Origin of the sequence: Streptomyces vastus, from assembly GCF_039532825.1 — a bacterium.
In the GTDB taxonomy this organism is placed as follows: Bacteria; Actinomycetota; Actinomycetes; order Streptomycetales; family Streptomycetaceae; genus Streptomyces; species Streptomyces vastus.
In genome coordinates, this window is sequence record NZ_BAAASJ010000014.1 from 26,165 (window position 1) to 39,786 (window position 13,622).

General features: G+C 69.2%; 10 protein-coding genes. 9 read left to right on the forward strand and 1 reads right to left on the reverse strand.

The genetic code is table 11. The features are described from left to right. Positions 1–232: 232 nt before the first annotated feature. Positions 233–2,041 carry a glycoside hydrolase family 15 protein gene (locus ABD357_RS04900; protein ID WP_344387836.1) on the reverse strand — a complete coding sequence of 603 codons (1,809 nt, stop codon included), beginning with the start codon at positions 2,039–2,041 and terminating at the stop codon, positions 233–235. 490 nt (positions 2,042–2,531) lie between these two features. Between ABD357_RS04900 and pyrG the strand changes: the two genes are divergently transcribed. From pyrG to ABD357_RS04945, 9 genes are all read left to right on the forward strand, one after another. Continuing rightward, the gene (gene pyrG / locus ABD357_RS04905; protein WP_344387705.1) at positions 2,532–4,181 is read left to right on the forward strand and encodes a CTP synthase; all 1,650 of its coding nucleotides are present in this window, start codon (positions 2,532–2,534) and stop codon (positions 4,179–4,181) included. Positions 4,182–4,264: 83 nt separating this feature from the next. Continuing rightward, the gene (locus tag ABD357_RS04910; RefSeq protein ID WP_344387706.1) at positions 4,265–4,891 is read left to right on the forward strand and encodes an NUDIX domain-containing protein; all 627 of its coding nucleotides are present in this window, start codon (positions 4,265–4,267) and stop codon (positions 4,889–4,891) included. Positions 4,892–5,079: 188 nt separating this feature from the next. Then, the gene (locus ABD357_RS04915) at positions 5,080–7,194 is read left to right on the forward strand and encodes a tetratricopeptide repeat protein (RefSeq protein WP_344387707.1); all 2,115 of its coding nucleotides are present in this window, start codon (positions 5,080–5,082) and stop codon (positions 7,192–7,194) included. Positions 7,195–7,342: 148 nt separating this feature from the next. Then, positions 7,343–8,467 (forward strand): alanine dehydrogenase, encoded by a 1,125-nt coding sequence (ald, locus tag ABD357_RS04920; protein WP_344387708.1) that lies wholly within the window; start codon positions 7,343–7,345, stop codon positions 8,465–8,467. A 399-nt stretch (positions 8,468–8,866) separates the two neighbouring features. Continuing rightward, complete coding sequence (locus ABD357_RS04925; RefSeq protein WP_344387709.1) at positions 8,867–9,994, forward strand: ParA family protein; 1,128 nt, start codon at positions 8,867–8,869, stop codon at positions 9,992–9,994. Beyond that, positions 9,979–10,581, forward strand: coding sequence for a hypothetical protein (locus tag ABD357_RS04930; protein WP_344387711.1), 603 nt, complete (start codon positions 9,979–9,981; stop codon positions 10,579–10,581). Before ABD357_RS04925 ends, ABD357_RS04930 begins: the two co-directional genes overlap by 16 nt. Positions 10,582–10,600: 19 nt before the next feature. Continuing rightward, positions 10,601–11,806, forward strand: coding sequence for a segregation and condensation protein A (locus ABD357_RS04935; protein WP_344387712.1), 1,206 nt, complete (start codon positions 10,601–10,603; stop codon positions 11,804–11,806). Next, positions 11,803–12,453 (forward strand): SMC-Scp complex subunit ScpB, encoded by a 651-nt coding sequence (gene scpB / locus ABD357_RS04940; RefSeq protein ID WP_344387713.1) that lies wholly within the window; start codon positions 11,803–11,805, stop codon positions 12,451–12,453. The genes ABD357_RS04935 and scpB overlap by 4 nt, the downstream gene beginning before the upstream one ends. Further along, entirely contained in the window at positions 12,453–13,514 is a 1,062-nt protein-coding gene (locus ABD357_RS04945; protein ID WP_344387714.1) for a pseudouridine synthase, read from the forward strand. The genes scpB and ABD357_RS04945 overlap by 1 nt, the downstream gene beginning before the upstream one ends. Positions 13,515–13,622: the final 108 nt, after the last annotated feature.

Genomic DNA, 13,622 nt, shown 5'->3' on the forward strand with positions numbered 1-13,622 from the left:
GATCCGTCGTGCACACCGGGCCCCACCTCGCGTTCTCCACGGTGGCCTGATCGGCCACCGAACGCCGTGGGCATGCCCCGGTCGTCTGCGTTGATGACGACCGGGACGGTCCGGTACACGAAGAGTGGAACTACTCGAGTTAGAGGCATGAATCCCGCTCACCTGTCGTATCCGACACGGCTACGACATCCCCGCGCGGAATCCGACACGGGGAACGGGATCCCACAGCTCATCAGCCGCCGTACGCGCCCGAAGCCGTCAGCCGCAGTGCCGTGTCGATCAGGGGCACGTGGCTGAACGCCTGCGGGAAGTTCCCTACCTGGCGCTTGAGGCGCGGGTCCCACTCCTCGGCCAGCAGGCCGAGGTCGTTGCGCAGGGCGAGCAGCTTCTCGAAGAGCTTGCGGGCCTCATCCACGCGGCCGATCATCGCCAGGTCGTCCGCCATCCAGAACGAGCAGGCGAGGAACGCGCCCTCGTCACCCTCCAGGCCGTCCACGCCCGCGTCCTCACCGGCGGTGGGGTAGCGCAGGATGAAGCCGTCCGTGGTCGACAGCTCCCGCTGGATGGCCTCGATCGTGCCGATCACCCGCTTGTCGTCCGGCGGCAGGAAGCCCATCTGCGGGATCAGCAGCAGCGAGGCGTCCAGCTCCTTGGAGCCGTACGACTGGGTGAAGGTGTTGCGCTCCTTGTCGTAACCCTTCTCACACACATCGCGGTGGATGTCGTCGCGCAGTTCGCGCCACTTCTCCAGCGGGCCGTCCGCGTCGCCGGACTCGATGAGCTTGATGGTGCGGTCGACCGCGACCCAGGCCATCACCTTCGAGTGCACGAAGTGCCGGCGTGGACCGCGGACCTCCCAGATGCCCTCGTCCGGCTGGTCCCAGTGGTCCTCCAGGTACCGGATCAGCTTGAGCTGCAGCAGGGCCGCGTAGTCGCTGCGGGCCAGACCCGTCATGTGCGCCAGGTGCAGGGCCTCGGTCACCTCGCCGTACACGTCCAGCTGGAGCTGGTGCGCGGCGCCGTTCCCGACGCGTACGGGCGCCGAGTCCTCGTAGCCGGGCAGCCAGTCGAGCTCCGCCTCGCCCAGCTCTCGCTCGCCCGCGATGCCGTACATGATCTGCAGGTTCTCGGGGTCGCCGGCGACCGCGCGCAGCAGCCACTCGCGCCAGGCGCGCGCCTCCTCGCGGTAGCCCGTGCGCAGCAGCGAGGAGAGGGTGATCGCCGCGTCACGCAGCCAGGTGTAGCGGTAGTCCCAGTTGCGGACGCCGCCGATCTCCTCCGGCAGCGATGTGGTGGGCGCGGCGACGATGCCGCCGGTCGGCGCGTACGTCAGCGCCTTCAGGGTGATCAGCGAGCGGACCACGGCCTCGCGGTAGGGCCCGTGGTACGTGCACTGCTCGACCCACTCGCGCCAGAACTCCTCGGTGGCCTCCAGGGCCTGCTCCGGCTCGGGCTCGGCGGGCGGCTCCTTGTGCGAGGGCTGCCAGGAGATGGTGAACGCGATCCGGTCACCCGGCGCCACCGTGAAGTCCGCGTACGTGGTCAGCGCTTTGCCGTACGTCTCGGCCGTTGTGTCGAACCACACGGAGTCGGGCCCGGCGACGGCCACCGTCCGCCCCTCGTGCTTGTGCACCCAGGGCACGACACGGCCGTACGAGAAACGCATCCGCAGCGCCGAGCGCATCGGCACCCGGCCCGAGACACCCTCGACGATCCGCACCAGCTGGGGTGCGCCGTCACGCGGGGGCATGAAATCGGTCACACGGACCGTTCCACGTGGCGTATCCCACTCGGATTCGAGGACCAGGGAGTCGCCGCGATAGGTGCGGCGGGCCGCTCTGGGCGGCTCGGCGTCCGCCGAGTGCGCGGGGCCAAGCCGCCAGAAGCCGTGCTCCTCGGTGCCGAGCAGTCCGGCGAAGACGGCGTGGGAGTCGAAGCGGGGTAGGCACAGCCAGTCCACCGTGCCGTTCCGGCAGACCAGCGCTGCGGTCTGCATGTCTCCGATAAGTGCGTAGTCCTCGATGCGCCCGGCCACGTGCATCTCCAGTCGAACGGCCACGTCGCCCCCCAGGGGGCGGTTGCTCTTTGCGGTCAGGGGAACGGGTCAATACAACGTCGTCGCATGACGTCAATGGTCGCAGTGATTGTCGTTGCGAAACGAACTGACGAGCTCTGTGTCCGGAGAATACGGGCGGGGTGGTGCCGTTGTTCGGCCCGGCTCGGCAGCGATCGTCCGAGCAGGATACGACGCACGATCGTGATCCGTGCGCCCGTCCCCGGAAAGCGATTGCGCCGGATGAGTGGGAAGAGTGACCACCACTGTGCCCCGTGTCGGTCCGTGTGCGGAGCGTGGCCGGAAGCGGCCTCGTCCAGGCGCTGATACCCTGGTAGCCCGTGGACCGGTGGGCGCCCCCGAAGCAGAAACCGACGCGAGGGGTCCCCCGAACCGCAGCGACGGCACCTCCCGAAACGCCCGGGTCAGGAAGCCGGCCCGCACTCCGAACCGCGACCACGGGAGCCCCGTCTTGGCCATGCCCTCCAAATCCTCGACGACCAAGCACATCTTCGTCACCGGGGGTGTCGCCTCCTCCCTCGGCAAGGGCCTGACCGCGTCCAGCCTGGGCGCACTGCTCAAGGCGCGGGGGCTGCGGGTCACGATGCAGAAGCTCGACCCGTATCTGAACGTCGACCCGGGCACCATGAACCCGTTCCAGCACGGTGAGGTGTTCGTCACCAATGACGGCGCCGAGACGGACCTGGACATCGGTCACTACGAGCGTTTCCTGGACGTGGACCTGGACGGCTCCGCCAACATCACCACCGGCCAGGTGTACTCGACGGTGATCGCCAAGGAGCGGCGCGGCGAGTACCTCGGCGACACCGTGCAGGTCATCCCGCACATCACCAACGAGATCAAGCACCGAATCCGGCGCATGGCCACGGACGACGTGGACGTGGTGATCACGGAGGTCGGCGGAACGGTCGGCGACATCGAGTCGCTGCCGTTCCTGGAGACCGTCCGTCAGGTCCGTCACGAGGTCGGCCGCGACAATGTGTTCGTCGTCCACATCTCGCTCCTTCCCTACATCGGACCGTCGGGAGAGTTGAAGACGAAGCCGACGCAGCATTCGGTTGCGGCTCTGCGCAACATCGGTATTCAGCCAGATGCGATCGTGCTGCGCGCCGACCGGGAAGTGCCGACCGCGATCAAGCGCAAGATCTCGCTGATGTGCGACGTCGACGAGGCGGCCGTGGTCGCGGCCATCGACGCCAAGTCGATCTACGACATCCCGAAGGTTCTGCACACCGAGGGCCTGGACGCCTACGTCGTCCGCAAGCTGGACCTCGCCTTCCGCGACGTGGACTGGACGATCTGGGACGACCTGCTCGACCGCGTCCACAACCCGCAGCACGAGATCAATCTCGCGCTCGTCGGCAAGTACATCGACCTGCCCGACGCATACCTTTCGGTCACCGAGGCGCTGCGTGCGGGCGGTTTCGCCAACAAGGCGCGCGTGAAGATCAAGTGGGTCACTTCGGACGATTGCAAGACCCCGGCGGGTGCCGCCCAGCAGCTCGCCGACGTCGACGCGATCTGTATCCCCGGCGGCTTCGGCGACCGCGGCGTTTCCGGCAAGGTCGGCGCCATCCAGTACGCCCGCGAGAACAAGATCCCGCTGCTCGGGCTGTGCCTCGGCCTGCAGTGCATCGTGATCGAGGCCGCGCGCAATCTCGCCGACATCGCGGACGCCAACTCCACGGAGTTCGACGCCGCCACCGGCCACCCCGTCATCTCCACCATGGCCGAGCAGCTCGACATCGTCGCCGGCGAGGGCGACATGGGCGGCACGATGCGGCTGGGCATGTACCCGGCCAAGCTTGCCGAGGGCTCGGTCGTGCGCGAGGTCTACGGCGGCAAGGAGTACGTCGAGGAGCGCCACCGTCACCGCTACGAGGTGAACAACTCCTACCGCGCCGAGCTGGAGAAGAAGGCCGGTCTGCTGTTCTCCGGCACGTCCCCGGACGGCAAGCTCGTGGAGTACCTGGAGTACCCGCGTGACGTCCACCCCTACCTGGTCGCGACCCAGGCGCACCCCGAGCTGCGCTCGCGCCCGACGCGTCCGCATCCGCTGTTCGCGGGCCTGGTGAAGGCCGCTGTGGAGCGGAAGACGGGTAAGTAACACGAGGTTGTACGGTTGCCGGGGTGCGGGTCCTTTGCGACGCGTGCCCCGGTTTTTCTGTGTACGTGGGAGGACAAGTCGACATGACCATCAAGGACACCGCCGAGGAGTGGGAGGTCAGGGCGACCGAGACTCCGTTCACGGGGAACAAGACCTCCGTGCGCACGGACGACGTGGTCATGCCCGACGGGACGGTCGTCCGGCGCGACTACCAGGTCCACCCCGGTTCGGTGGCGGTCCTCGCCCTCGACGACCAGGGCCGCGTCCTGGTCATCCGCCAGTACCGGCACCCCGTACGCCAGAAGCTGTGGGAGATCCCGGCCGGCCTGCTCGACGTCCCCGGCGAGAACCCGCTGCACGCCGCGCAGCGCGAGCTGTACGAAGAGGCCCACGTCAAGGCCGAGGACTGGCGGGTGCTCACCGACGTCTACACGACGCCGGGTGGCTGCGACGAGGCCGTACGGATCTTCCTCGCCCGGGATCTGTCCGAGGCCGAGGGGCAGCGATTCGAGGTCGAGGACGAAGAAGCCGACATGGAGCTCTCGCGGGTCCCCGTCGAGGAGCTCGTCCGCGGCGTGCTCGCCGGTGAACTGCACAACAACTGCCTTGTCGTGGGCGTCCTTTCCCTGGCCGCCGCCCAGAACGGCGAAGGCCTCGACGCGCTGCGCCCGGCCGAGGCACCGTGGCCCGCGCGGCCCTTCGAGGTGTAACCCCCACGCCTGCTCGGCAGGCCGCCACGCATACCGTCCCGTCGCCGGTGTGACGATCGCCTGATCCGATCGGGGGACGTACCCGCCGTGCTCCGCCGGAATCGTCGCAGAGCGTGAACTAGGCTCTGGAAACGCCCCGTCCGGAGTCCCGGCGGGCTTGCGCGTGCGGTGGGACGGGAGTGTGGCCCGTGACGGATCAGGCGGTGGGCACCCAGGGCAAGAAGGTGTCGGCCAAGGAGCAGCGTCCGGCTGCCGGGTCCCCCACTCCCGACTTCGCTCGAGCGGGGGGACCCCCTTCCACGGAGGGTCAGTTCCTCGGCCGCACAAGAGAGTTGAAGGAACTCCGCGCTGACATCGAGCGTGCGGGCCTGGACACCCTGGCGGGCCGGAAAGCGCCACGCGCGCGCGTGCTGCTCATCGCGGGCAAGCCCGGCTTCGGCCGCACCGCGCTCGCCGAAGAACTCGTACGGCAGGTCGCGGAGAGTTACCGGGACGGCATGCTACGAGCCTGCCTGAGCGAACCCGACGGCACACCGGTACCGACCGAGCGCACAGCCCGCGACCTGCTCGCCGCCCTGGAGCTGACCGCCCCGCCCGGAGCCCCGGAGGACGACCTCGTCGAGGCGCTGCGCGAGGGCCTCGCCACCCGCCGGGTGCTGCTCCTGCTCGACGACGCGGCGGACGCGGAACAGGTCGACGCGCTCCTCCCCGACAACCCGGAATGCCTGGTCGTAGCCGTTTCCGACGGACCCCTGACCGGGATCTCCGACGTCCGTCCCTGCACCCTCGGCGGCCTGGACACCAAGTCCGCCGTCGAACTCCTCGGCCGCTACACCGGCTCGGTACGCATCACCGTCGACCCGCGCGCCGCCGAAGGACTCGTCGAGATCTGCGCCGCCCAGCCCGCCGCGCTGGTGCTCGCGGGCGGCTGGCTGGCCCGTCGGCCGAAGGCTGCCGTCGCCGACCTCGCCAAGCAGCTGCGCACCGAGGGTGACGAGGGAACGGCACTCGAGCGTGTCTTCCACCTCGTGTACGCCGAACTTTCCCCGGCCCGCGCACAGATGCTGCGCCTGCTCTCGCTTGCCCCGGCGGGACTCGTCGACCCGCACACCGCGTCCGCGCTCGCCGGCTGCTCGGTGGGCGCCGCCGAGTCCGCCCTCGACGACTTCGTCGGTCTCGGCCTCGTACGGCGCGTCGAGTCACCGCTGCCGCAGTACGAGGTGCCCGGCTGTCTGCTGCCGCTGCTGCGCTCGCGCACCGAGAGCGAGGACCGGCCGGCCGAGCTGCAGCTGGCCAGCGCCCGGATGCTGGAGCGGACCGTACGGCTGCTGGCCTCCTGCCGCGCGATCACCGAGACCGACAGCTCGCCCGCCCGCGAGAAGCTCGCCGGGATGCCCAGCGCCCTGCGTTTCAAGAACCCCCGCGCGGCAGCCGACTGGCTTCGCATCCGGCAGCCCGCGCTGCTGGCCTCGGCCCGGCTCGCGGTCGCCGACGGGGAGTTGGACACCCTAGCGCGCCGCCTGATGGCCGCGCTGGTGCGGGCGATGGTCGCGCACTTCGGTACGCGGGCGGTTGCTCCCGAGCTGTACGGCATCCACCAGCTCGTCCTCGATGTCGCCGAGCGGCGGAAGCTGCCCCGCGAGAAGGCCGCCGCGCTGCTGAACCTCGCGGACCTGGACGCCCGGAACGGCCGCACCAGTGAGGCGCTCGCCCGCTATCGCGCCGCTCTCGACGCCGGACGGGAGGCGAACGACCCGTATGCGACCGGCCGCGCGATGGAATCCGTAGGCGGTGCCCACCAGGAGCTGGGGGACTTCGACCGGGCCGCCGACTGGTACGGGCGGGCGCTCGCGCAACGGCTCGCGCGCGACGAGCGCGTGGACGCGGCCCGGCTGCACGGCCGTATCGCCACCGTGCACGCCTACGCGGGCCGCTACGACGAGGCGCTGCGCAGCTGGCGGTCGGCGGTCACCGGCCATCGCAGGAACGGTGATGCGGCAGGCGTGGCCAGGGCGTTGAGCGAACTGGCACGGGTGCAGGAGTACTCCGGCCGGCCCGAGGAGTCGCTGCGCACCTGCCAGGAGGCGATCGAGTGGGCGCGCCGCGCCGAGGACGTACGACTGCGGGCCGCTCTGCAGCTCCGGCTCGCCGACACCCTGGACCGGCTCGGCGACCCCGTGGCTGCTCGGCTGCACCGTGGTGCAGCCGAGCGCATGCTGGGAGACGAGCTCCCGGAGGACCTGTCCGCGAGGGAACACGACGCTAACGCCTACGAAATCCGTAGTACATCCGCAGAAGATTGAAGCATTGAAAGGCTAGACACGGGGAATCCCTTCATTAGACTGGCTCCACCGCGTTCCTACGTGGTGTCTCCCGGTGTGCTCCTGTGCATCCGGGTATGTCTGGCATCGTCCGGGCAGGCGTTACCCACAACCCACTGAGCCAAGGACCGTGATCGACGTGAAGGTCGGCATCCCCCGCGAGGTCAAGAACAACGAGTTCCGGGTGGCCATCACCCCTGCCGGAGTGCATGAGCTGGTGCGCCACGGCCACCAGGTCGTCATCGAGCAGGGTGCCGGTGTCGGCTCCTCGATCACGGACGACGAGTTCGTCGCCGCCGGTGCGCGGATCCTCGGCACCGCCGACGAGGTGTGGGCCTCCGCCGACCTGCTGCTGAAGGTCAAGGAGCCGATCGCCGAGGAGTACCACCGCCTCCGCAAGGACCAGATCCTCTTCACCTATCTGCACCTGGCCGCGTCCAAGGAGTGCACGGACGCGCTCCTGGAGTCCGGCACCACCGCCATCGCGTACGAAACGGTCGAGCTGCCCAGTCGCGCGCTGCCGCTGCTCGCCCCGATGTCCGAGGTCGCGGGCCGGCTCGCCCCGCAGGTCGGTGCCTACCACCTGATGGCCGCGAACGGCGGCCGCGGTGTGCTGCCCGGCGGGGTCCCGGGCGTGCTGGCCGGCCGGGCCGTCGTCATCGGCGGCGGTGTCTCGGGCTGGAACGCCGCGCAGATCGCCATCGGCATGGGCTTCCACGTGACCCTGCTCGACAAGGACATCAACAAGCTCAAGGAAGCCGACAAGATCTTCGGCACGAAGATCCAGACCGTCGTCTCCAACGCCTTCGAACTCGAGAAGGCGTGCCTGGAGGCCGACCTCGTCATCGGCGCCGTGCTCATCCCGGGGGCCAAGGCGCCGAAGCTGGTCACCAACGAGCTCGTCTCCCGGATGAAGCCGGGAAGTGTTCTTGTCGACATCGCGATTGATCAAGGCGGTTGCTTCGAGGACTCGCGTCCGACGACCCACGCCGAGCCGACCTTCCCGGTCCACAACTCGGTCTTCTACTGCGTCGCCAACATGCCCGGCGCCGTGCCCAACACCTCCACGTACGCGCTGACCAACGCCACGCTCCCGTACATCGTGGAACTCGCGAACCGCGGCTGGGTCGAGGCGCTGCGCCGTGACGCCGCGCTCGCCAAGGGCCTCAACACCCATGACGGCAAGGTCATTTACCGTGAGGTCGCCGAAGCGCACGGACTGGAGTACCGAGAGCTGGAGACCTTGCTCGGCTGATCCGCCGGCCCATCTCTCCACCGACAAAAGGCGATACGTCAACACGAGTCGTCAACGACATGCACCCGGCCGGACCTTGGGGAACCAGGTCCGGCCGTATGTTGTCGAGACCCTTTGCGAGACTCGCTCAACTCGTCTCGAACGTAACCCTTCGACCGTTTCGCACACCCGCGAAACCTGCCGTGCGACGCCCTTACGCCCTTGACAGAGGGGTGTTCCGTTGCCGACACATCGGGCCGGGTCCGGCGGATTGTGTTGCTGCGGACCGGTGACACGCCATAGAGTCGCCAACCGTCGGCATGGTGCCACGCTGACCTATCTAGAAGTTTCCTGGTCACCAAGGAGGTAAGACGACTTGTGAATGAGTCGACATTTACTCCCGGGGGTGGTCAACCAGGAATGCCTGCGCAGGGCCCGAGGCCCACGGGGCTCGAGGCTGTCGGCTCCGTAGCTGTGCGCACCTTCGCAGCCCACCAGAGTCCACACCGGACTCAGACAGTCCACCAGAGCATGGATGGCCATCACGTGAACGCCATGGCCGGCAACGGAAGTGGCGAGAACCGCACCCACTTCGCCGACTACGACGACCTGCCCGAGGGGCACTTCTACGACCCCGACGCCGAGTACGAGCCCGATCCGGAGTACGCGGCCACGCTCGCGCCCGACGCGGCACGCCAGCGTCGTGAACGCATCGGCCCGACCGGGCGCCCACTGCCGTACTTCCCGATCCCGGGCCCGCTGACCGATCACGGCCCCGCGAAGATCATCGCGATGTGCAACCAGAAGGGCGGCGTCGGCAAGACGACGTCGACCATCAACCTGGGGGCCGCGCTCGCGGAGTACGGACGACGGGTCCTGCTGGTCGACTTCGACCCGCAGGGCGCGCTGTCGGTGGGCCTCGGTGTCAATCCGATGGAACTCGATCTCACCGTCTACAACCTGCTCATGGAGCGGGGCATGGCGGCCGACGAGGTCCTCCTGAAGACCGCGGTCCCGAACATGGACCTGCTTCCCAGCAATATCGATCTGTCGGCCGCCGAGGTTCAGCTGGTGTCCGAGGTCGCGCGCGAGTCCACGCTGCAGCGCGCTCTGAAGCCGCTGATGGCCGACTACGACTACATCGTGATCGACTGCCAGCCCTCGCTCGGCCTGCTCACCGTGAACGCCCTCACGGCCGCCCACAAGGTGATCGTGCCGCTTGAGTGCGAGTTCTTCGCACTGCGAGGTGTCGCGCTGCTCACCGAGACCATCGAGAAGGTCCAGGAGCGGCTCAACCCCGAGCTGGAGCTCGACGGCATCCTCGCCACGATGTACGACTCGCGCACCGTGCACAGCCGCGAGGTGCTCGCGCGTGTCGTCGAGGCCTTCGACGATCACGTCTACCACACGGTCATCGGGCGCACGGTCCGCTTCCCGGAGACCACGGTCGCCGGTGAACCGATCACCACGTACGCCTCCAACTCCGTCGGTGCCGCCGCCTATCGCCAGCTCGCCAGGGAGGTGCTCGCCCGGTGTCACGCCGAGTGAGTCTGCCGGGGGCCGACGAACTGTTCCGTACGACAGGGGGGATGGCGCTTCAGTCGTCCAGCCCCAGGCGCCAGGCCAACGGTCAGGCCAACGGTGAGGCCCGGGTGCCGGCTCCCGCGGGCGAGGGCGATACGGCTGCCTCCGGCTCGGGATCCGGTTCCGGGACCGCGGAGGATGCGCCGCAGGCCGTGCCCGCGCAGGGCGGGGACGGTGACGGGGCCGAGCATGTGGCCGCGGACTCCGAGTCCGCCGATGCCGGGGAGTCCCGCACCCGCGCCGCCGGGGCCGAGCGCTCCGGGCGACGGCCGGGCGCGCAGGAAGGTTCTGCCGCCGCTCAGCCGCGCAAGCGCGGGCGGGCTGCCGCGCGGCGGCCCAGTGGGCGGGAGCGGCACGACGAGAAGATCACCGTGTACGTGTCCGCCGAGGAACTCATGGACCTCGAGCACGCCCGGCTGGTGCTCCGCGGCGAGCACGGGCTTGCGGTGGATCGCGGGCGGATCGTGCGTGAGGCTGTCGCCGTTGTGCTCGCGGACCTTGAGTCCCGAGGGGACGCCAGCATTCTTGTCCGTCGGCTTCGTGGGCGGTAAGCGGTAGCCTGCGACGGCCATGACCTCGTACGACGGCTCCGTCCCCGCATCCGGCTCCGCCGGTCGTCGGCGTGCGCTGGGGCGGGGGCCGGGGGCTCCGCCATCGCCTCCGGCGGAGGTTGGGGAGTCCGGGCCTCTGGAGGCGGATGAGGCGCCGGTGCATGCGCCTCCGGCGGAGGTTGACCCGCCTGCGGCGGAAGCCGTTTCGCCTTCGGCGGAGAGCAAGTCTCTGGTTGAGGACGGTTCTTCGACTGCGGACCGTGGGGCGTTGTGCCCACCCTCCCCCATTTTCGGCTCCGCTCGAGCGGGGGGACCCCCATCGCCCCGCGGAACGACTGCCCACAACGCCGGCGGGGATGTCGCCGTACCGCCCGTTGTCGTACCCGAGGCTCCCTCCCAGCCCGATGACGGCACCTTCAAAGTTCGGCTGGCGAACTTTGAAGGGCCCTTTGATCTGCTGCTTCAGTTGATCTCGAAGCACAAGCTCGATGTGACCGAGGTGGCGCTTTCCAAGGTCACCGACGAGTTCATGGCGCACATCCGGGGGATGGGGCCGGACTGGGATCTTGATGAGACGACCGAGTTTCTTGTTGTCGCCGCCACCCTGCTCGATCTCAAGGCCGCTCGGCTGCTGCCGTCCGCCGAGGTGGAGGACGAGGCGGATCTGGCGCTGCTCGAGGCGCGGGATCTGTTGTTCGCGCGGCTGTTGCAGTACCGCGCGTACAAACAGATCGCCGAGATCTTCAGCGGACGGCTCGAGGAGGAGGCCCGGCGGTATCCCCGCACCGTCGGACTGGAGCCGCATCACGCCGAGTTGTTGCCCGAGGTCGTCATCAGCATCGGGGCGGAGGGCTTCGCGAAGCTTGCCGTGAAGGCGATGCAGCCCAGGCCCAAGCCGCAGGTGTACGTCGACCACATCCACGCCCCGCTGGTGAGCGTGCAGGAACAGGCCGGGATTGTCGTGGCGCGGCTGAGAGAGCTGGGGGAGGCCACCTTCCGGGCGCTCGTGGAGGACACGGACGACACGCTGACGGTCGTGGCACGGTTCCTGGCCCTGCTGGAGCTGTATCGCGAGAAGGCCGTCGCGCTCGACCAGGAGGAGGCGCTGGGGGAGCTGCTGGTGCGCTGGACGGGCGGGGACAGCGAAGAGGAGCCCAAGGTGACGGACGAGTTCGACAGGCCTCCGGAGCCGGTCCAGGACGAAGTCAAGGAGGAGAAGGCGTGAGCGAGAACACCACCGAGGCCCCCGCAGGGCTGCGCAGCGTCGCGGATCTCGACCTCGGCCCCGCCTTGGAGGCCGTACTCATGGTCGTGGACGAACCCGCGACGGAGGAGCACCTCGCGAAGATCCTGGAGCGGCCCCGGCGGCAGATCGCGGACGCGTTGCGGGCGCTGGCCGACGAGTACACCGTCCAGGGGCGGGGCTTTGAGCTGCGGCTTGTCGCGGGCGGCTGGCGGTTCTACACCCGGCCCGAGTACGCGGCGGCCGTCGAACGGTTCGTACTGGACGGCCAGCAGGCGCGGCTCACGCAGGCCGCCCTGGAGACGCTCGCGGTCGTGGCCTACCGCCAGCCGGTCAGCCGTTCGCGGGTCTCGGCCGTGCGAGGAGTGAACTGCGACGGTGTGATGCGCACCCTCCTGCAGCGCGGGCTGATAGAGGAGGCGGGCGCGGAACCCGAAACAGGTGCGATCCTGTACAGGACGACGAACTACTTCCTGGAGCGGATGGGCCTGCGCGGCCTGGACGAGCTTCCGGAGCTCGCGCCCTTCCTTCCCGAGGCGGAGGCGATCGAGGCCGAGACGCAGGAAGGCGTACCGTCGTTCGATCCGGATGCACCGGACCCCGATGACGACACGACGACGGAAATTTGATGCGAAGCAGCGGCAAGAGCGGCGGGCGCGGTAACTCCCGCGGCGCCGGCAACAACAGGGACCAGAAGCAGGGGCAGGGCCGCCCCCGCAAGCCCCGCCCCGAGGAGCGCCGCTACGACGTGGGCCCCGACGCCAGCAAGGAGGGCCCCAAGTCCGGGCGTGGCAGCTCCGCGCGAGGCGGCGCCAAGGGCGCTCCGAAGAAGGCACAGCCGGGTGGGCGCGGTCGTACGGCTCCGGGGCGTCCCCGCGAGTACGAGACGCAGATCGAGGAGCGCAACCGCGACCGGTACGCGGGCAAGAAGGACGTCAAGCTCCCGAAGACCTTCCCGGGCGCCGAGCAGGAGGGCGAGCGGCTGCAGAAGGTGCTCGCGCGCGCGGGATACGGTTCGCGGCGCGCCTGCGAGGAGCTGATCGAGCAGGCCCGCGTCGAGGTCAACGGCGAGATCGTGCTCGAGCAGGGGCTGCGCGTCGACCCGGAGAAGGACGAGATCAAGGTCGACGGGCTGACGGTCGCCACACAGGCGTACCAGTTCTTCGCGCTGAACAAGCCCGCCGGTGTCGTCTCCACGATGGAGGACCCGGAGGGGCGCCAGTGCCTCGGGGACTACGTCACCAACCGTGAGACGCGGCTCTTCCACGTCGGGCGGCTCGACACCGAGACCGAGGGCATCATCCTGCTCACCAACCACGGTGAGCTGGCCAACCGGCTGACCCACCCCCGGTACGGCGTCAAGAAGACCTACCTCGCGCACATCGTGGGCCCGATCCCGCGCGACCTGGGCAAGCAGCTCAAGAACGGCATCCAGCTGGAGGACGGGTACGCGCGCGCGGACCACTTCCGCGTCGTCCAGCAGACCGGCAAGAACTACCTCGTAGAGGTCACTCTCCACGAGGGCCGCAAGCACATCGTGCGGCGCATGCTCGCCGAGGCGGGCTTCCCGGTCGACAAGCTCGTACGCGTCGCCTTCGGGCCGATCACGCTCGGCGACCAGAAGTCGGGCTGGCTGCGCCGCCTGTCCAACACGGAGGTCGGGATGCTGATGCAGGAGGTCGACCTCTAGGCCGCCCCTGTACTCGCCGCGCTCGACGGCCGGTTCCGGAATTCGTCCGGGACCGGCCGATGCGTTTTCGCCGCTCCTGCGGTCTGTACCCGTGAGGGAAGGGAGCGG

Coding starts and splice junctions, on each gene's coding strand:
- pyrG (WP_344387705.1), top strand. CDS start 2,532: ATGCCCTCCAAATCCTCGACGACCAAGCACATCTTCGTCACCGGGGGT.
- ABD357_RS04935 (WP_344387712.1), top strand. CDS start 10,601: ATGACCTCGTACGACGGCTCCGTCCCCGCATCCGGCTCCGCCGGTCGT.
- ABD357_RS04900 (WP_344387836.1), bottom strand. CDS start 2,041: ATGCACGTGGCCGGGCGCATCGAGGACTACGCACTTATCGGAGACATG.
- ABD357_RS04910 (WP_344387706.1), top strand. CDS start 4,265: ATGACCATCAAGGACACCGCCGAGGAGTGGGAGGTCAGGGCGACCGAG.
- ABD357_RS04945 (WP_344387714.1), top strand. CDS start 12,453: ATGCGAAGCAGCGGCAAGAGCGGCGGGCGCGGTAACTCCCGCGGCGCC.
- ABD357_RS04925 (WP_344387709.1), top strand. CDS start 8,867: ATGCCTGCGCAGGGCCCGAGGCCCACGGGGCTCGAGGCTGTCGGCTCC.